We start from the raw sequence: 18,816 nt of genomic DNA, 5'->3' as shown, positions 1-18,816 counted from the left end.
CCCGGTTACTGCCATTTTTTCACTTCTGGTGCCATGGCATAACTATTGAGAAATGTATCGTCAAGGAAATTTAAATCAATATGGGAAAGATAATTGGAATAGACCTGGGTACTACCAACAGTTGTGTAGCCGTAATGGAAGGTAACGAACCGGTGGTAATTGCCAACGACGAAGGCCGTCGCACTACCCCTTCAGTAGTAGCATTTCTTAAAAACGGAGAACGCAAGGTGGGCGATCCTGCCAAGCGTCAGGCCATTACCAATCCGCACAACACTATCATGAGTGCGAAGCGTTTTATGGGTCGCCGTTACGACGAAGTGACCGAGGAAATCAGCCATTGGAGCTACAAAGTGGCAAAAGGTGATAACAACACCGTTCGTGTAGATATTGACGGACGTTTATATACGCCACAGGAAATTTCTGCCATGATTCTTCAGAAAATGAAGAAGACTGCAGAAGATTATCTGGGCCAGGAAGTAACTGAAGCGGTTATTACCGTGCCTGCTTACTTTAACGATGCACAGCGCCAGGCTACCAAAGAAGCCGGTGAAATTGCGGGTTTAAATGTACGCCGTATTGTAAACGAACCTACCGCAGCAGCGCTGGCGTATGGTTTGGATAAGGCTGACAAAGAGCAGAAGATTGCTGTGTTTGACTTAGGTGGCGGTACCTTCGATATCTCTATCCTGGACCTGGGTGATGGTGTATTTGAAGTAAAATCTACCAACGGTGATACTCACTTAGGTGGTGACGACTTTGATAAAGTAATTATGGACTGGCTGGCTGACGAATTCAAGAAAGACGAAAACGTTGACCTGCGTAAAGATCCTATGGCTTTACAGCGTTTGAAAGAAGCAGCTGAAAAAGCGAAGGTGGAACTATCTTCTTCTTCTGAAACAGAAATTAACCTGCCTTACATTACCGCTATTGACGGTGTGCCTAAGCACTTAGTGTTAAAGCTGACCCGTGCTAAGTTTGAGCAACTGGCCGACAGCCTGTTTGAAAGATGTTTAAGACCTTGTGAAGCTGCCCTGAAAGATGCAGGTTACAGCGCTTCACAAATTGACGAAGTAATTCTGGTAGGTGGCTCCAGCCGTATACCTAAAGTACAGGAGATTGTTGAGAAGTTTTTTGGTAAAAAGCCTAACAGAGGAGTTAACCCCGATGAAGTGGTTGCCGTAGGTGCTGCTATTCAGGGTGCGGTATTAACCGGTGATGTGAAAGATGTGTTACTGTTAGACGTTACGCCTTTAAGCCTGGGTATTGAAACTATGGGCGGTGTAATGACTACCATGATTCCTTCTAACACCACCATTCCTACCAAGAAAACTGAAGTTTACTCTACTGCCAGCGATAACCAGCCTGGTGTACAGATACACGTGTTACAGGGTGAAAGACCTATGGCTAACCAGAACAAGAGCCTGGGTGTATTTAACCTGGATGGTATTCCACCAGCACCACGCGGCGTGCCTCAGATTGAAGTAACTTTTGATATTGATGCCAACGGTTTGCTGCATGTAAGTGCAAAAGACAAAGGCACCGGTAAAGAGCAGAAGATTCGTATTGAAGCAGGTAGCGGCTTAAGCAAGGAAGAGATTGAAAAGATGAAGGCAGAAGCGAAAGCGAATGAATCAACTGACAAAGAAGCCCGCGACAGAGTTGAAAAACTGAACCAGGCTGACAGCATGATCTTCCAGACTGAAAAGCAACTGAAAGATTTTGGTGATAAAGTACCTGCTGACAAAAAAGCGCCTATTGAAGCTGCGCTGGAAAAACTGAAAACAGCCCATAAAGCTCAGGATATTGCAGGTGTTGAAGCCGGCTTAAATGAACTGAATACTGCATGGACTGCAGCCAGTGAAGAAATTTACAAGGCACAACAGGAAGGCGGAGCTCCAGGTGCAGGCCCTGCAAACGGTGGAGCACAAGCTTCAACAGAAAATGCAGGTGACCATGTTACCGATGCTGAGTTTGAAGAAGTAAAATAACATCGGATTAAATAAAATGAAAAGGCGTTCCATAATATTATGGGGCGCTTTTTTATGTCTTCCCAGGTAATCGGGGAAGTTGTAGAACGAAATTTTATAACTATCGGATGGAAATTTACAGTTGTAAGATTTCGTTCTACAACTATCGAACGGGAATTTATAGTTGTAAAATCTGGCGCTACAACTATCGGACGAAAACTTACAGTTGTAAAATTCCGTTCTACAACTGTTGGGCGAAAATTTAGCGTTGTAAAATCCGGGCTTACAACTGTAGAACAGAAATTTGCAGCTGTAAAATTCCAGTCTACAACTGCCGAACGAAATCTAGTGCTGTAAAATCTCGTTCTACAGTTATGGAACGAAAATTTACAACTATAAAATCTGATCTTATAGTGATAATCTACCATCATAGAATATCTGGTATAAAAAAAAGGCACCCCAACGGATGCCTCTTTAAAGTGAAATGCAAATATCAATACGTTTTCAGTCTGGCTCTTATCACCGAATCTTTCTGGGCAGCAGTAAACCGTGGCTCGTGTTTGAAAAATGAACTTTCCCAATCGCCATACACCGGGTTAGGCAATACAATAAATCTGTTGCCAAACTCCGCAGCAGAAGATAGTACATTGGCTGCACGTTCTTCTTCAGATTTGCTGTCGAACAGGGTACTGAAATCGGCCAGGTTATCGCCCAGCAGCAGCACAATATCATAGTTCTTCAACACGTCCTGCCTTCTGCTTTCTTTGCTGGAAGGGCTGCCGGGTTGTTTCAGAATTATATGGTTATTGTCTGCAAAAGGGAAACCGTACTTAAGCAGGTTTTGTGTGGTGCCTGCTCTTTCTGCTTCGCCACGGTTGGTAATATAGAAAACAGTAACCTGGTTATCGGCTGCGTATTTAAAAAAGCGCAGTGCGCCGGGTAGGCTATCTGCCTGCCCCAGGCTGGTCCATTGTTGCCAGCTGTTGTTTTCGTAGTCTTTACCGGCCAGGGCCTGTTTAACATCGTACGGGCTGTTATCCAGAAAGGTTTCATCCACATCGGTTACCACAGCCAGTGGTTTGCCATTAGTGCGCTGGCGTATGGCCTGCTCAAGCCTTAGCTGTGCAATGTTATATGCCTGCAGGCAAAGCGCCTTGTATTCGGCCGCCCGCTGCTGAAATAACGATGCCCACAGTTTACCATCCGGTACCAGTTTACTTTCGGCAGTAGCCGTAGCCTGTGGCTTTTGCGAGGCGCAGCTGCAAAGCAGCAGACCTGCCAGTATACCTGCGTTAAGTTTCATTACCTTACTGATTACGCGTAGTAATTAAATGCTTACGTTAAACTCTCTTAAACAGTTGTTGAGGCTGGTTTTGAGGTCGGTGCTTTCTTTACGTTTACCAATGATAAGCGCACAGCTAACCTGGTATTCACCCGCAGGGAATTTTTTAGTGTAGCTGCCTGGTATTACCACGCTTCTGGCTGGTACACGGCCCTTCATTTCAACAGGGGTATCGCCGCTTACATCAATAATTTTAGTGCTTTGTGTAAGTACCACGTTAGCGCCCAGTACGGCTTCTTTTTCTACAACTACACCTTCTACCACAATACAGCGGCTGCCAATAAATACGCCGTCTTCAATAATAACAGGAGAAGCCTGCAGGGGTTCCAGTACACCGCCAATGCCTACGCCACCGCTCAGGTGCACACATTTACCAATTTGTGCGCAGCTGCCTACAGTGGCCCAGGTATCAACCATGGTACCTTCATCTACATACGCACCAATATTTACATAGCTGGGCATTAATACCACGTTGCGGCCTACAAATGCGCCATAACGTGCTACGGCATGGGGTACCGCGCGAACGCCCAGTGAAGCGTAATTCTTTTTCAGTAACATTTTATCATGAAACTCAAACGGCTCAACACTCCAGGTTTGCATTTGCTGAATGCCGAAGTATAACAGAATGGCTTGCTTTACCCACTCGTTTACCACCCAGCCATTTTCGGTAGGGGATGCTACTCTTAAACGGCCCTTATCAACCTCTTCAATAGTGGTTTTAACGGCTTCTGAATAGGTATTCTCCTTTAGCAGCTCTCTGTTGGCCCATGCGTCCTGGATCAGTTGCTTTAATTCCATGATGTCAAAATTTTTGACAAAAATAGGCAAACTGAATCAAGGCTGCATGAAAGTTACAGCCCCAATGCTTCCTTTAAACGCACATAGCCGCTTTTGCTTACCGGCAGGCGCATGCCATTTTGAAGAATTACCAGGTGGCTATCTTTTTCATAAGGATCTATACGGGTAATCAGCTGCACGTTAATAATATACGAGCGGTGAATACGAACAAATTGCTGTGCAGACAGCAATTGCTCAAAATGAGCCATGGTTTTGTTTTTGAGGTAGGTGCCATCAGCGGTGTGAATTTTTACGTAGTCGTCGGCCGCTTCCAGGTATTGTATATGAGGTATGGGTATAATTTTAATTTTGCTGCCTTCTTTCACCACCACCCGGTTCTGATGGGCGGGCGATTGTGCAGCGGTTTCCAGCAGGGTGTGGTTATCTACCACAGTGTTAGTACTGCGCTGGTTCAGCCACTTTTGCAGGGCTTTATCAAACCGCTCTTTGCTAAAGGGCTTCAGCAGGTAATCTACCGCATGGGTTTCAAATGCCTTAATAGCATATTCGTCAAACGCAGTGGTAAATATAACGGCAGGTGGTGTTTCTATCAATTCCAGCATTTCAAAGCCGTTAATCTTGGGCATTTGTATATCCAGAAAAATAACATCTGGCGTGTGGGCATTAATGGCTTTAATGCCTTCAAACCCATCTCCGCATTCCTGCACAATGGTAAACTCGGGCCAGGCCTGAAGGTATTCTTTTACAATACTGCGTGCCAGGGGCTCATCATCTATCAGTATGGTCTTTATCATGAATCTGCGGAATAATAAGTGTTGTAGTAAAAGTAGTGTTATCTGTGTGTGTTTGCACCAGATCGGCCCGGGCAAACAGCAGAAACAGGCGGCGCTGAACAGAGGCCAGGCCAAAGCCCGTTCCCTTACCAGCTACGCTGGTTTCGGGGTCAAAGGGGTTAGATACGCTTACAATCAGCGCCTCTTTTTCCTCACGGGCCTGCAATTCAATATTTACCGTATCGGTAGTATCATACAGGCCAAACTTAATAGCGTTTTCCACCACCGGCTGTAACAGCAGGGCCGGAATATTAAGCTTACAGGCTTCATCGCTGCAAATAATATTGGTTTGAAGCCGGTGTCCAAAGCGAACCTTTTCAATCTCCAGGTACAGTTGCAAATCGGCCAGTTCTTCCTGTAGCGGCACCCATTGTTTCTGTTCTTTCCGCAGCGTACCTCTTAAAAAATCGCTCAGTTGCTGAATCATGTGCCTGGCTTTTTCAGGCTCGCTGCGGGTAAGGGCGCTGATGCTGTTAAGGCTGTTAAACAGAAAGTGTGGTTGCAACTGCTCGCGCAGGCGAAACAGTTCTGCGTCTCTGGTCATTTTTTCTGCATCGGCCTGGCGGCGGGCTGCCTGTGTTTGTTCGCGCTGTGTATACCACAGCAGGCCAAACATGGCTATAAAACCTACCAGTAGCGTATCAAAAGCAAAGCGTATGGTTGAGGAATCTTTTACAAACGCTGCATATACCGGCGTGCTGCTGCCTATTAACATCAACAGCCATTGCGAAACCAGCATACATATTACTCCCAGCACAGTGCTAATTACCAGTATGTACCAATACTTTTCCTGCCGGGGCAGGTAATACCGCATGTTGTTTATAATAAGCAGGCAGCTGGCAGCAAGCAAACTGTTGCTTACAATGCTATCGGTAACGCACAGTAAAATACCATACGGTTCGTTATAAATAACAGCCACATGAATAATGGCGCATACCAGCCACCAGGTTAAAAAGCTGCGGTAAAAACTACTGTCGGAAAAGGCGGGTTTCAATAGTATGCCGGTTTTAGAGTGAGCTGATGAAGGCGTCGGAATGCTTATCCAGCAAGTGCGCAGCCCTTATATTTACCATGTGTGTATACATGTCTGCATCTTCTTCCTCTTTAATACGGGAGTATATTTCTACTCCGTCTGCCAATGTTTCCAGTACCTGCAGTTCGCTCACATTCACAAATTTCCACTGTACGGGGCTGCGTTCCTGGTTCAGAAAGCAGTCCTGCTCTTTTTCGCCCATGGCCTGTGCTTTATTAAAGGCGTGTAAGCCATCTTCTGCCTCAATTAACCGTAGCTGTTCATCAAACTGCGGGGTATGATCACCATCGCCGCAGATAATGCGATATACCAGTTTTGCGAGATACCAGTTCATAAGTTATCAGTTTACAGTATGAATGTTAATAGCTTTGGATGTCTATACCGCCAAACACCGAAGTGCCTCTCAGTATTACTACTTTGTTTAAATCTACCGATTTACCGTGCAGCACCCGCTTGTCTTCCACACCACCAAACACTGCTGCCATTTCGGCTTTCAAATCCCAGTGGGAGGGTACAATCAGTTTGGTGCCTCCAAATACTTGGGTTATGTCCAGTATTACCGGGCCCTGAATATCTGCCTGCGACAGGTCTATTTCTGCGCCGCCCATAAAACACACCACTTCTCCACCGGCAAAGTTTTTAGACACTACTTTTTTGCGCACTGCTCCAAACACTGCCACTGCATCCAGTTGTTCGCTGCTGTCTACCGGTTCGGTACTATTTTTTTTTTCCGTAAAAATGGCTTCCTTTTCTACCGCCGCTGCATTTTCAAACTGGTACTTCCCTTCAAAGTGCTGTTTCCGCTTCTCTTCCCAATGCTTTCTCCAGCGGTCGTTGCGGCAATTATGCTTGTTAAAACGTTTGGGTTTAAGCATAAAACCAACACCTATGATTATTATGACAATCGGAAGAATGTATTCCCTTACGTGGAAGGCAAAATTCATTTTCTCTGCCAGAAAAAGGCCGCCCACGATGATGAGAATAATCCAGCTGAAATCGCGGAAGCCCTTTTTTATGCCTACAAAAACACCAATAGTAATTAACAGTACCGGCCAGGTAAACAGCCAGTAAGGCATAGGCACTCCCATTTTAGAAGCCAGAAACAGAGAGCCGGCTACCACCAGAAATAAGCCGGCAAGTATATTATGGCGGGGTTCAGATTTTTCTTCGAAATTATCCATCAGTAGTAATTGAATTTTGATACCTCAAAGCTACGTGGCGGCCTACTGTAGCAAAAGTGTTTTTAGGTTGCTGTATGTCTGTGGCCGGTTAATGGCGGAAAATTGCCGGTGAATATTTTACCTTCGCGGCATGAACATAGCATTTGAGGCAAAACGTGCTTATACCAACGGCACCGGTTTGGGTCATTACAGCCGTACGTTGATAAGCTCTCTTGCTACCGGGTATCCTGATAACGAGTATTTTCTTTGTACTCCCCGGCTTACTAAAAGGTATAACACAGATGGTTTTGATAATGTACATGTTGTTACCCCGCAAGGTTTTCCGGGCGGTTTGTTCACCTCGGCATGGAGAAGCAGCTGGGTAAAAAAAGATCTGAAAAAGCTGGAGATTGATCTGTACCACGGCTTAAGCCATGAAATACCTATTGGCATTCAGAAAACCGGCATACAGTCGGTAGTTACCATTCATGATCTTATTTTTGAGCGGTATCCGGAGCAGTTTAATGCGGTGGATGTGCAGATATACCGTAAAAAGTTCAGCTATGCCTGCCGCAATGCGGATAAGGTAATAGCCATAAGCAAACAAACCAAACAGGACATTGTAGATTTTTACGGTGTACCTGAACAAAAAATTGATATCTGTTACCAGAGCTGCAATGCCTCTTTTGCACATATGGTAACAGAAGCAGAAAAGCTGCGTGTGCGCCGGGAATACAATTTACCCGAACGTTTTTTCTTATACGTAGGTTCTATTATTGAGCGTAAAAATCTGCTGAGTATTTGTAAGGCTTTAAAGCAGCTGCGCGATAAGGAAGACCTGCCGCCATTGGTGGTGATAGGAGAGGGCGGTGCTTACAAACAGGAGGTGCAACGTTATCTGCACGAGCAGCACCTGGAAAAGCACGTGATTTTTCTGTCTGAAAACGCGGCAGCCAAAAACAACGCATCTTACCGCAATGCGGCCGATTTTCCGGCTATTTACCAGCAGGCCATCTGTATGATATATCCCTCTATATTTGAAGGGTTTGGTATACCGGTGCTGGAAGCACTGTTCAGCGATTTGCCCGTTATTACCAGCAACGTATCGTGCCTGCCGGAAGCGGGTGGCGATGCAGCTTTTTATATTGATCCATATAATCCCTCTGAGCTGGCGGGTGCTATGTGGCAGCTGGCTACTACACCTACGCTGGCTGAGCAGATGATTGAAAAAGGCAGAATACATGCACAAAACTTTACGCCTGAAAAGTGTGCATATGGGGTAATGCAGGTGTATCTTAGATAGCTATGAGTACCAGTGCTGATTTTTTACCGGATGTGGAAGCCTGCCTGGAAGTATTGCAGACGGGCGGAATTATATTATACCCTACAGATACCGTGTGGGGTATAGGCTGCGATGCTACCAATGCAGCCGCAGCAGAACGTATTATAGCGTTGAAACGCCGGCCGGAGCAAAAAAGCTTTGTGGTGCTTACCGCCAGCGAAAGGGAAGTGCTGAAATATGCCGCTGCGCCAGACCTGTCTGTGTTCGATTACCTGCAACAGGCTACCAAACCTACTACGGTTATTTACGAACATGGTATTGGCCTGGCAGAAAATGTACTGGCCACCAATGGCTCAGTAGCCATCCGTATTTGTGGCGATGATTTTTGCCGCCACCTGATTAAACGCTTCCGTAAACCTATTGTAAGTACTTCTGCCAATATCAGTGGTATGCCATCTCCGGCTATTTATAGTGAGATAAGCGCTGAAATAATACAAGGTGTTGATTATGTGGTAGGCTACCGCCAGGAAGAAACTACCGCAGCTGCCCCCTCTGCCATCATCAGCTGGAAAAACGGCGAAGTACAGGTGATACGCCCCTGAACCGGCATCTGAATTTGTGGATAACTTTCCGGGGTTTTATTCAAATATTAATGTAAAAGGCTTGCGTGGGCCGGATTGGGGTTGTACCTTAATTAACCGATAGATATCCCATATTGAAATACCCATTTGTGTAATTCAAAAATCCGTTACCATGACAAAGGTAATTTTAGACGTGCCCACTGATAAAATGCATTCATTTATCAAGCTTGTATTAAAGCTGGGTATAGACAAGCATACCATCAGTTCCACTAACCAGGCCACAGTATCTGATGTAAACACCGCTACCTCTACTATATCTGCCCGACCGGGCCGTTCAAAGCGTAGTTTTTCTTCTTTTCTGTTGTTTGATTGGGAGTTTTTCAGCAATGAGCTGGAATACGAGTAATGAATACAGTATAGTACACATTGCAAGGCTGAATGACTTATTTACCGAATTGTTATTTTTGCCGCAATGCAAATACAATGTTCAGAAAGGGAAGCAGCAGTTTTTGCCCATATTGCTGCTGCGGCCAAAACACTACAGGTACCAGCGTATCTGATAGGCGGTTTTGTGCGTGATAAAATAATTGGCAGGCCTACCAAAGATGCAGATATCGTTTGTATGGGAGATGGTATTGCCCTGGCACATGCCGTGGCAGACCGTTTTACACCCCGGCCCCATGTGGCGTTTTTTAAAAACTTTGGCACCGCCCAGATAAAGCTGGACGATTTTGAGATAGAGTTTGTAGGCGCCCGGAAGGAAAGTTACCGGAGCGATAGCCGCAAACCGGATGTTGAGCCGGGTACCCTGGAAGATGACCAGAACCGGCGCGATTTTACCATTAATGCACTGGCTATCAGTTTAAACGAGGCGGATTATGGTGCATTGGTTGATCCGTTTAACGGTGTACAGGATATTGAAAGCCAGGTAATTCAAACACCACTGGAGCCGGACCGTACTTTTAGCGATGATCCGTTGCGGATGATGCGTGCTATTCGGTTTGCCAGCCAATTGGGCTTTAATATAGCACCTGCTACTTTTGCCTCCATACAACGTATGGCCCAGCGTATTAAAATTATATCGCAGGAGCGTATAACGGATGAGCTGAATAAGATTATGATGAGCAAACAGCCCTCAATGGGCTGGAACCTGCTGGATAAAAGTGGCCTGCTGAAAATTATATTTCCGCAAATGACAGAATTGCATGGAGCGGAATATATTGATGGTAAAGGGCATAAGGATAATTTTCACCACACCTTGCAGGTGCTGGATAATATAATACCACATACCGACGACTTGTGGCTGCGTTGGGCAGCATTATTGCATGATATTGGCAAACCTGCTACCAAGCGGTTTGAGGAAGGGCATGGGTGGACTTTTCATGGCCATGAAGTAGTGGGCGCACGTATGGTGCCCAAAATATTCGGCCGTTTAAAGCTGCCCCAGAATGAGAAAATGAAGTTTGTGCAAAAGCTGGTTGAACTGCACTTGCGCCCGATAAGCCTTACCAAAGAAAATATTACAGACAGCGCTATACGCCGTTTGTTGTTTGATGCGGGTGAGGATATTGAGGCATTAATGTTGTTGTGTAGTGCAGATATTACCAGCAAGAACAAGGTAAAAGTAAAACGATACCTGCAAAACTTTGAGCTGGTAAAACAACGGCTGGAGCAGGTGGAAGAAAGTGACCGTATACGTAACTGGCAACCACCTGTAACAGGAGAGATGATTATGGAAACTTTTGGGCTGGCACCGGGAAGAAATGTAGGTATTATTAAAGATGCTATACGTGAAGCAATACTGGATGGCGTTATACCTAACACATTTGAAGCCGCAAGGGAATTTATGCTACAAAAAGGGGCAGCGCTTAACCTTGTACCGGTTACCGGCTAAATTCAAAAGTTTCCTTTATTTTAGTGTTTTATATCTTCATAAACTAGCATAGAAACTTAACTAATGGCTGTATTAAAGTTCAGGGCGTATTTCGAAGAAGACGATGCCATATACCGGGATATTGTCATTAAGCACACGCAAACCTTTTTTGATTTGCACCTGGCGATACTGAAATCTTACGAGTTTGACAGTAAACATCAGGCTACTTTTTACAGAAGTAATGACCATTGGGAGCGGGGCCGTGAGATAAGCGTGGAAAAGTACGACAAGGCTTACCGTGCAGACCCGTTAATTATGGCTGAAACCACTATTGGCAGTGAAATACGCGATCCTAACCAGAAGTTTGTGTATATATACGACTTTGCCAAAAACTGGGTATTTCAGGTAGAGTTGATTAATGTTACCAAAGAAGAGAGTTCTAAAATAACTTATCCTTCCACATCAAGAGCCGAAGGTATAGGGCCGCAGCAATACGGTACAAGAAGCCTGCTGGGTGCCAAGTTTGTTGAAATTGAAGAGAAGTATGATCTTACCAAAGGATCAGAAGGTTTTGGAGAAGAAGGCGACAGCAACGGTTCTGACGATATGGTAGACGATGGAGAAGATACGGGCGGAGGCGAAGAGGAATAATCCTCTGCCTCCCGCTTTTTTTATTTCTTATTGTGCTTCAGTTTGTCTTTAAACACTTTTTCAAATTCCTGTAGCTTGGGCATTATCACATAACGGCAATACATCTGCTCGCCATTGTTATTGTAAAAATTCTGGTGATAATCTTCCGCACTGAAAAAGTTTTTATAAGGTTCAATAGCCGTAACTATAGGAGCATTATAAGCACCGCTTTTGTTCAGCTTGTCTTTATAATAAGCGGCTTTTTCTTTCTGTTCCGCATTTTTATAAAAAACTACACTTCTGTATTGTGTTCCTACATCGTTCCCTTGCCTGTTAAGTGTGGTAGGATCGTGCGTTTGCCAGAAAACAGATAATAATTCGTCGTAATTAATTTTGGAGGTATCGTATATAACCCGGCAACTTTCTGCATGGCCGGTGGTACCTGTACTTACCTGTTCGTAGGTGGGATTGTTTACTGAGCCGCCGCTGTAACCGCTTACTACTTTCAATACCCCATCTAACCGTTGAAAAATAGCTTCTGTACACCAGAAGCAGCCCGTTCCAAAAATGGCGGTATCATTGGTTGTAGCTGCAATGAATCTGTCTTCCACCACGCTTTTTTTCTGACTTTTGTTTTCTGCACAGGAAACCAGGAACAAAAAGCTAAGCATTGTACCCGGTACCCACGATAGCTGAAATTGTGCTTTTGCCTTCATGAATGCAAGTACCTAACTAATATTTGAGTAAACAAGTTAATTAACAAATCGCTAATTTAAGGGTATTTACCGTAAGGGCAGGAGAACTTATTCACAATAGCCAGAATATCTCAATACCTTTGCCGGATAAATTTTTACGAGGAGTTCAATGAAACTATATCCCGAATCAGCGGCAGTTCAACTGGAATTTGATAAAGTAAAGTTCTTGCTAACCGAATACTGTAAAACGGAATACGCCAAAACCAAGGCGTCAAATTTACGCATACATACCAAAAAGGAATACATTTTAACAGAGTTACAGCAAACGCACGAATATAAACTGATACATCAGACGGCGCAATATTTTCCTAACGATTATGTACTGAACATTCACCGCGATATTAAACTGCTGAGCATACCCGGCAGTACGCTTACCGGCGAGCAGTGGATGCTGATACGCAAACTGGTGGAAAGTATGGAAAAAGTGTTTCGCTGGTTTGATAACGAGCGCCGCACTGCATACCCTGCCCTTACCCTGGTAATAGCCGAAAGTTATTATGAAAAGGCAATCATGGAAATGATTGACGAAATACTGGATGAGCAGGGAAATGTAAAAGACAACGCAAGCCCCGAGCTGGCTAAAATACGGATGAGCCTTTACCGCAAGCGGAATGAGTTGCGGCGCATGTTTGACAAAGTGTTGTCTAAGTTATCCAAATCGGGCTACACGGCAGATATTGATGAAAGCTTCAGTAACGGTCGCCGGGTGGTAGCTGTGTTTTCTGAACATAAAAGAATGGTAAAAGGCATTCTGCATGGGGAGAGCGACAGCCGTAAAACAGCGTTTATTGAACCGGAGGAAACTATTGGCCTTAACAACGAAGTGTTTAGCCTGGAAAGCGATGAGCGTAAAGAGGTGATGCGCATTTTGCGCGAGCTTACTGCCCGTGTTTCTGTATACAGTTCTTTATTGTTTGTATACCACGATATTTCCGGTGAGTACGATTTTATCCGTGCCAAGGCCCGCCTGGCTATTGATATGAATGGTAACCTGCCCAATGTGGCGGATAAAGCGCATATAGAACTGAAAGATGCGTACCATCCGTTACTATATATATATAACCAGCGTTCGGGCAAAACCACTATACCGGTAAACCTTACACTGGATGAAAAGGATCGTATACTTATTATAAGTGGCCCTAACGCCGGTGGTAAAACGGTTACCATGAAAACAGTGGGGCTGAACCAGCTGCTGCTACAGAGTGGATTGCTGGTACCGGTGCACCCTACCAGCCAGATGGGCATTTTCAGGCAGTTGTTTATACACATTGGCGATACCCAAAGCATAGAGTTTGAACTGAGTACCTATTCATCGCACCTGCTGCATATGAAGCAGTTTATAGAAACGGCGAACGGTAAAACCATGTTTTTTATAGATGAGCTGGGCAGTGGCAGTGATCCCAACCTGGGTGGTGCTTTTGCGGAAGTGATTCTGGAAGAACTGGCCCGCAAACATTCTTACGGCATTGTAACCACCCATTATCTTAACCTGAAGGTTATGGCCAACCGTACCAATGGTATTATAAATGGTGCTATGGCGTTTGATGAAGTGCGCCTGCAACCGTTGTATAAACTAATGGTAGGTAAACCCGGCAGTTCGTATACGTTTGCTATTGCTGAACGTATAGGCTTACCGGCACAACTGATTAACCGTGCGCGGAAACTGGTAGATGAAGACCATTTTAGGCTGGACCGCTTATTAAACCGTACCGAGCAGGACTTACAGCAGCTGGACAAAGAGAAAAAGGAGTTACACCGTTTAATACGTGATAACGAAAAGCTGAAGAAGGAAATGGAGCAGGTGCTGGATAAAGAAAAACATCGCCAGCAGGTGGAATTACTGAAACACCAGAATGTAATTACAGAAGACCGTATTAATTATTTAAAAGATACAGAACGAAAGCTGAAACAAATTGTACTTGAGTGGCGTAAGGCAGATGATAAGGCTGAGGTAATGAAGCAGGTGCAAAACCTGTTGTTTAAAAAGAAAGAACAACTGGTTAACACCAAAGCGGTGAAAAAGCTGGAATCCAGATACAAGGAAGTTAACGTAGATATTACGGTAGGTGCAAGGGTAAAGCTGAAAAAGAACTTTCAGGTAGGTGAGGTGAAGGAGATAAGAGGCCGCAGAGCCATTGTACAAATTGGTGTAGTGCCGATGAATGTTGAGTTGAGCGATCTGATAGTGGTGGAAGAAAAACCAACATCTTAGCTAAAATCATATATATTTGAACTTCTGCAAAAAGGCGCAAAGTTTTAATTAGATCTCGTAAAATACTGATGAATGTCTCGTTTTAAGTCGATTCTGTTAATTGAAGATGATCCTATTACCATTATGGTATGTGAGAGAATCATCCGTATGACCGGGTTTGCAGCGCAATTGAAATCTGTAACCAATGGTCAGGAGGCGATGGATTACCTGCAGGAACAGGCTAAAAAGGACGAGCACAATATGCCGGATATTATTTTTCTGGATATAAATATGCCGGTGATGAATGGGTGGGAATTTTTAGAGCAGTTTCATAAAATAGAACCCCTTTTCAATAAGCAACCTTCTGTTTATGTACTTTCTTCTACGGTAGACCCGGAAGATTATGCCCGGGCTGCTTCTTACGGCGTAGTAAAACGTTTTGTTTCCAAACCACTTACCAAAGATGTGCTGGAAAGCATAGAGTAAAAATATTTGTGTAACAATTACACAATGTATACTTTTATTTTCTATTGCTGCCATACCGTATCCGGCATGCTTTTTTTCAGTATCTGGTAAACTACGTATTAATGAAAGTTATCTTTCAACTGCGTTTTCACACGCAATTCGGGCAAACACTTTTTATTAGCGGCAACCACGCACTGTTAGGAAACAATGAATTGCAGGCAGCTGTTCCACTACAGTACTTTAACAGCGATTTCTGGCAAACAGAACTGCAAGTAGCCGCAGACCAACTGCCCCTGAAAGATATTTCATACCAGTATGTACTTAAAAATACAGATGGCTCCGTTGACCAGGATTGGGCTGGCAGCCGTAAACTGACTATTGAAGCGGGTACAACCGATACGTTGGTAATATCAGACGCCTGGAACCATGCGGGCTTTTTTGCCAATACCTTTTATACTGAACCTTTTAAGCAGGTGCTATTCCGGGATAATTATACCACTGCGGCACCGGTAGTAGTGGAAGGTGCTACCCATACTTTTAAGGTAAAAAGCCCATTACTGCAAAAGGGGCAGGTATTGTGTATTGCAGGTAGTGGCCAGGCACTGGGTAACTGGAGTACAGAAAAACCGCTGCTTTTGTATAAGGAACAGGGAGAAGATGCCTGGCAGATTTCTCTGAATCTGAATAAAGAAGATTTTCCCCTTGCTTATAAATATGGTGTGTACGATCATTCGGGTAAGCGGTTTGCCGGTTTTGAAGAAGGTGTAAACCGGATATTATATGATACTCCTGCTGCCAACCGCAAAATTTATATTAATGATGGGTTTACTCACCTGGCAGATAATACCTGGAAAGGTGCAGGTGTAGCCATTCCTGTTTTTAGCCTTAAAACCAAAAACAGTATGGGCATTGGTGGGTTTACCGATATTCATGCTTTGGTAGACTGGGCAGTAGCTACCGGCTTAAAGCTGGTGCAGCTGTTACCGGTAAACGATACTACGGCTAACTACTCAAAATCGGATTCATACCCATATGCGGCTATTTCGGCATTTGCCCTGCATCCCGCTTATATAGACGTTGCGCAGGTAGCTCTGCCCGAAAACCGGAAAATAGTTACCGCCGCGGCTAAAGAAGCAGAAAGGCTGAATGCACTGGATGCGGTAGATTATGACGCTGTAATACGTTTAAAGCGCAGTTTGTTACAACAGCTGTATCTGCGACAGAGTAAGCAAACTTTTGCCGAAGCAGAGTTCAACAGCTTTTTTGAGCAGAACAGCCACTGGCTGGTGCCTTACGCGGTATTCTGTTATTTACGGGATAAGTATGAAACGGCAGATTATAATCAGTGGCCGGAGTACCGTGTATACAACGAAAAGGAAATAGCAGCACTGGCGGCCAACACCAAAGGAGCCGCTTACGAAAGTATAGGGCTGTATTATTTTATACAATACCATCTGCATCTGCAACTGAAGCAGGCAACACAATATGCCCATAGCAAGGGTGTTATTATAAAAGGAGATATAGCCATTGGCATTTACCGCAATAGTGTGGATGCCTGGCAGCAACCAGACCTGTACTTTATGCAATCGCAGGCGGGTGCACCGCCGGATGACTTTGCGGTAAAGGGGCAGAACTGGGGCTTTCCTACCTACAACTGGCAACGTATGCAGCTGGATGGGTTTGCGTGGTGGAAGCAGCGGCTGGAGCAAATGAGTTATTATTTTGACGCTTTTCGTATTGATCATATTCTGGGGTTTTTCCGCATCTGGAGCATTCCATTGCATGCGGTAGAAGGTATTATGGGGTATTTTGTACCAGCCATTCCTGTGCATGTACGCGAGTTTTATGAGCGGAATATCTGGTTTGATCATTTCCGTTATACCCAGCCTTACATCAACGACCAGATTTTGCAGGATACATTTGGTAACGACAAGGAACTGGTGAAGAGGGAGTTTCTGAAAAATAATGGTCCGTATGAGTATGCGCTGAAAGCGGAGTTTGCTACCCAGCGACAGGTTGAAGCCTGGTTTGCGGCTAAAGAAGAAACGGCTGCAAATGCGCGTATACGCCAGGGACTTTTCGATCTTATTTCGAACGTATTATTGTTTGAGGTGCAGGACAGTGAAGGACAGGAATATCATTTCCGTTTTGGAATGGACGAGACCAGTACATACCGCCATCTGGACGCACATACACAATACCAACTGCACCAGCTTTATGTAGACTACTTCTACCGCCGCCAGGACGAATTCTGGAAAGGCGAAGCGATGCAAAAGCTTCCTGCGTTAAAGCGCGTAACCAATATGCTTATCTGCGGGGAAGATTTGGGTATGGTACCTGCCTGTGTGCCGGATGTAATGAAGCAACTGGGGCTGTTGAGTCTGGAAATTCAGCGTATGCCTAAAGACCCAACCACTGAATTCTTTAACCCGGCCCATGCACCTTACCTGAGTGTGGTTACCCCATCTACCCACGATATGAGTACCATCCGGGGCTGGTGGGAGGAAGACAGGGAGAAAACGCAGCGGTTTTTTAACCAGCAGCTAAACCATTGGGGCAATGCACCTTATTTCTGCGAACCATGGGTAAACAGAGATATTATTATGCAGCACCTGTACTCACCTGCAATGTGGAGCGTTTTTCAATTGCAGGATTTACTGGGTATGGACGCACGGCTGAGGAGAGATAACCCGCATGATGAAAGGATTAATATTCCGGCCGATCCCAAACATTACTGGCGTTACCGCATGCATCTTTCTCTGGAACAGTTGCTGGAAGAAGCGGCTTTCAATACAGAATTACGGACAGCAGTGCAGGCCAGTGGCCGTTAATGGTTTACATTTGGCTTTTTAACAGCTTTTGACTTATATATTATGGTATTGCACTACCGTACGTACGATTTACCGTTTGAATATCCATTTACCATTTCTAACGGAAGAACTAAAACCCACCAGCCTACCTTGATTGTAGCTTTACAACTGGGGCCTTTCTGGGGATTTGGTGAGGCGCCAGCTATCAGCTATTATAATATAACAGTAGCACAAATGGTGGCCGACCTGGAAGCCAAAAAACGTATGGTAGAAAAGTTTGCGCTTACCGAGCCGGAACGCTACTGGCATTATCTGCATCATCTTTATCCGCAAAACCCTTTTCTGGTGTGCGCACTGGATATGGCTGGCTGGGATTTGTTTGGCAAGATGAAAGGCAAACCGCTGTACGAGCTATGGAATACTTCTTTTACAGATAACACACCCGTTACAGATTATACTATAGGCATAGATACTATAGATACCATGGTGGCTAAAATGAAAGCCAAACCATGGCCGGTATACAAAATAAAGCTGGGTACCCCCGATGATATTGGTATTATAGAGGCACTGCGGGAACATACTGATGCCGTTTTTAGGGTAGATGCCAATGCTGCATGGACACTGGAGGAAGCGTTGGAAAAAATACCGCAGCTGAAAGCATTGGGAGTAGAGCTGATAGAGCAACCACTGGCCAGAGACAACTGGGAGGGGATGAAGGTGCTGTACCAGCAATCGCCACTACCGCTGTTTGCAGATGAAAGTTGTGTGCTGGAAGGGGATGTAGTTAAGTGCAAAGACCATTTTCATGGAATTAACATTAAGCTTACCAAATGTAGTGGTATTACCCCCGCCATCCGTATGATACGGCAGGCCCGCGAGCTTGGGCTGAAGGTAATGATGGGCAGTATGAACGAAAGTTCTATTGGTTCTGCTGCTATAGCCGCCTTTTTGCCACAGCTGGATTATGCCGACCTGGATGGCCCGCTTTTGCTGAAAGAAGACAAGGCCACGGGTATTGTGTATAACAATGGCCGGGTAGAGTTGTCTGGTAAGCCAGGGCTGGGAATAACCCCTGCGTTGTAACATCCGGTTAGCT

General features: G+C 44.9%; 17 protein-coding genes. 10 read left to right on the top strand and 7 right to left on the bottom strand.

The window, feature by feature from the left end; genetic code table 11:
• Positions 1-80: 80 nt before the first annotated feature.
• Positions 81-1,988 carry a molecular chaperone DnaK gene (dnaK, locus tag IEY13_RS11840; protein WP_188952199.1) on the top strand — a complete coding sequence of 636 codons (1,908 nt, stop codon included), beginning with the start codon at positions 81-83 and terminating at the stop codon, positions 1,986-1,988.
• 472 nt (positions 1,989-2,460) lie between these two features.
• On the opposite strand, the gene IEY13_RS11835 is transcribed toward dnaK, so the two are convergent.
• The 6 genes from IEY13_RS11835 to IEY13_RS11810 are packed head-to-tail and all read right to left on the bottom strand — an operon-like array spanning position 2,461 to position 7,154.
• Positions 2,461-3,270, bottom strand: coding sequence for a 5'-nucleotidase, lipoprotein e(P4) family (locus IEY13_RS11835; RefSeq protein WP_188952192.1), 810 nt, complete (start codon positions 3,268-3,270; stop codon positions 2,461-2,463).
• A gap of 24 nt (positions 3,271-3,294) precedes the next feature.
• On the bottom strand, positions 3,295-4,107 hold the full coding sequence (locus IEY13_RS11830) for a 2,3,4,5-tetrahydropyridine-2,6-dicarboxylate N-succinyltransferase (protein ID WP_188952186.1): 813 nt from the start codon (positions 4,105-4,107) through the stop codon (positions 3,295-3,297).
• Positions 4,108-4,160: 53 nt separating this feature from the next.
• Positions 4,161-4,901, bottom strand: a complete 741-nt coding sequence (locus IEY13_RS11825; RefSeq protein ID WP_188952184.1) for a LytR/AlgR family response regulator transcription factor — start codon at positions 4,899-4,901, stop codon at positions 4,161-4,163.
• The gene (locus IEY13_RS11820) at positions 4,876-5,934 is read right to left on the bottom strand and encodes a sensor histidine kinase (protein WP_229687830.1); all 1,059 of its coding nucleotides are present in this window, start codon (positions 5,932-5,934) and stop codon (positions 4,876-4,878) included. Before IEY13_RS11820 ends, IEY13_RS11825 begins: the two co-directional genes overlap by 26 nt.
• A 13-nt stretch (positions 5,935-5,947) precedes the next feature.
• Entirely contained in the window at positions 5,948-6,307 is a 360-nt protein-coding gene (locus IEY13_RS11815; protein ID WP_188952182.1) for a DUF4288 domain-containing protein, read from the bottom strand.
• Positions 6,308-6,332: 25 nt separating this feature from the next.
• The gene (locus tag IEY13_RS11810) at positions 6,333-7,154 is read right to left on the bottom strand and encodes a LiaF transmembrane domain-containing protein (protein WP_188952180.1); all 822 of its coding nucleotides are present in this window, start codon (positions 7,152-7,154) and stop codon (positions 6,333-6,335) included.
• A 130-nt stretch (positions 7,155-7,284) separates the two neighbouring features.
• Between IEY13_RS11810 and IEY13_RS11805 the strand changes: the two genes are divergently transcribed.
• The 5 genes from IEY13_RS11805 to IEY13_RS11785 all read left to right on the top strand — a co-directional run bounded on the left by IEY13_RS11805 (position 7,285) and on the right by IEY13_RS11785 (position 11,520).
• Positions 7,285-8,436 (top strand): glycosyltransferase family 4 protein, encoded by a 1,152-nt coding sequence (locus tag IEY13_RS11805; protein WP_188952178.1) that lies wholly within the window; start codon positions 7,285-7,287, stop codon positions 8,434-8,436.
• A 2-nt stretch (positions 8,437-8,438) separates the two neighbouring features.
• Entirely contained in the window at positions 8,439-9,017 is a 579-nt protein-coding gene (locus IEY13_RS11800; RefSeq protein ID WP_188952176.1) for an L-threonylcarbamoyladenylate synthase, read from the top strand.
• Positions 9,018-9,168: 151 nt separating this feature from the next.
• Positions 9,169-9,402 (top strand): hypothetical protein, encoded by a 234-nt coding sequence (locus tag IEY13_RS11795; protein ID WP_188952174.1) that lies wholly within the window; start codon positions 9,169-9,171, stop codon positions 9,400-9,402.
• A 66-nt stretch (positions 9,403-9,468) separates the two neighbouring features.
• Entirely contained in the window at positions 9,469-10,890 is a 1,422-nt protein-coding gene (locus IEY13_RS11790) for a CCA tRNA nucleotidyltransferase (protein ID WP_188952172.1), read from the top strand.
• Positions 10,891-10,953: 63 nt separating this feature from the next.
• Positions 10,954-11,520 (top strand): IS1096 element passenger TnpR family protein, encoded by a 567-nt coding sequence (locus tag IEY13_RS11785; RefSeq protein WP_188952170.1) that lies wholly within the window; start codon positions 10,954-10,956, stop codon positions 11,518-11,520.
• Positions 11,521-11,540: 20 nt separating this feature from the next.
• On the opposite strand, the gene msrA is transcribed toward IEY13_RS11785, so the two are convergent.
• Complete coding sequence (msrA, locus tag IEY13_RS11780; protein WP_188952168.1) at positions 11,541-12,215, bottom strand: peptide-methionine (S)-S-oxide reductase MsrA; 675 nt, start codon at positions 12,213-12,215, stop codon at positions 11,541-11,543.
• Positions 12,216-12,363: 148 nt separating this feature from the next.
• On the opposite strand from msrA, the gene IEY13_RS11775 reads away from it, so the two are divergent.
• The 4 genes from IEY13_RS11775 (at position 12,364) to IEY13_RS11760 (ending at position 18,803) form a co-directional block, all read left to right on the top strand.
• On the top strand, positions 12,364-14,466 hold the full coding sequence (locus tag IEY13_RS11775; RefSeq protein WP_188952166.1) for an endonuclease MutS2: 2,103 nt from the start codon (positions 12,364-12,366) through the stop codon (positions 14,464-14,466).
• A 72-nt stretch (positions 14,467-14,538) separates the two neighbouring features.
• Entirely contained in the window at positions 14,539-14,931 is a 393-nt protein-coding gene (locus IEY13_RS11770) for a response regulator (RefSeq protein WP_188952165.1), read from the top strand.
• A gap of 101 nt (positions 14,932-15,032) precedes the next feature.
• Positions 15,033-17,741 carry a 4-alpha-glucanotransferase gene (locus tag IEY13_RS11765; RefSeq protein ID WP_188952164.1) on the top strand — a complete coding sequence of 903 codons (2,709 nt, stop codon included), beginning with the start codon at positions 15,033-15,035 and terminating at the stop codon, positions 17,739-17,741.
• A gap of 42 nt (positions 17,742-17,783) precedes the next feature.
• On the top strand, positions 17,784-18,803 hold the full coding sequence (locus tag IEY13_RS11760; RefSeq protein ID WP_188952163.1) for a dipeptide epimerase: 1,020 nt from the start codon (positions 17,784-17,786) through the stop codon (positions 18,801-18,803).
• Positions 18,804-18,816 lie beyond the last annotated feature (13 nt).

The organism is Filimonas zeae (assembly GCF_014641615.1).
Taxonomy (GTDB): domain Bacteria; phylum Bacteroidota; class Bacteroidia; order Chitinophagales; family Chitinophagaceae; genus Filimonas; species Filimonas zeae.
Note: the sequence above shows the minus strand (reverse complement) of the source record. Positions and strands in the feature narration are given on the sequence as shown.

Coding starts and splice junctions, on each gene's coding strand:
- dnaK (WP_188952199.1), top strand. CDS start 81: ATGGGAAAGATAATTGGAATAGACCTGGGTACTACCAACAGTTGTGTA.
- IEY13_RS11835 (WP_188952192.1), bottom strand. CDS start 3,270: ATGAAACTTAACGCAGGTATACTGGCAGGTCTGCTGCTTTGCAGCTGC.
- IEY13_RS11830 (WP_188952186.1), bottom strand. CDS start 4,107: ATGGAATTAAAGCAACTGATCCAGGACGCATGGGCCAACAGAGAGCTG.
- IEY13_RS11825 (WP_188952184.1), bottom strand. CDS start 4,901: ATGATAAAGACCATACTGATAGATGATGAGCCCCTGGCACGCAGTATT.
- IEY13_RS11815 (WP_188952182.1), bottom strand. CDS start 6,307: ATGAACTGGTATCTCGCAAAACTGGTATATCGCATTATCTGCGGCGAT.
- IEY13_RS11810 (WP_188952180.1), bottom strand. CDS start 7,154: ATGGATAATTTCGAAGAAAAATCTGAACCCCGCCATAATATACTTGCC.
- IEY13_RS11805 (WP_188952178.1), top strand. CDS start 7,285: ATGAACATAGCATTTGAGGCAAAACGTGCTTATACCAACGGCACCGGT.
- IEY13_RS11800 (WP_188952176.1), top strand. CDS start 8,439: ATGAGTACCAGTGCTGATTTTTTACCGGATGTGGAAGCCTGCCTGGAA.
- IEY13_RS11795 (WP_188952174.1), top strand. CDS start 9,169: ATGACAAAGGTAATTTTAGACGTGCCCACTGATAAAATGCATTCATTT.
- IEY13_RS11790 (WP_188952172.1), top strand. CDS start 9,469: ATGCAAATACAATGTTCAGAAAGGGAAGCAGCAGTTTTTGCCCATATT.
- IEY13_RS11785 (WP_188952170.1), top strand. CDS start 10,954: ATGGCTGTATTAAAGTTCAGGGCGTATTTCGAAGAAGACGATGCCATA.
- msrA (WP_188952168.1), bottom strand. CDS start 12,215: ATGAAGGCAAAAGCACAATTTCAGCTATCGTGGGTACCGGGTACAATG.
- IEY13_RS11775 (WP_188952166.1), top strand. CDS start 12,364: ATGAAACTATATCCCGAATCAGCGGCAGTTCAACTGGAATTTGATAAA.
- IEY13_RS11770 (WP_188952165.1), top strand. CDS start 14,539: ATGTCTCGTTTTAAGTCGATTCTGTTAATTGAAGATGATCCTATTACC.
- IEY13_RS11765 (WP_188952164.1), top strand. CDS start 15,033: ATGAAAGTTATCTTTCAACTGCGTTTTCACACGCAATTCGGGCAAACA.
- IEY13_RS11760 (WP_188952163.1), top strand. CDS start 17,784: ATGGTATTGCACTACCGTACGTACGATTTACCGTTTGAATATCCATTT.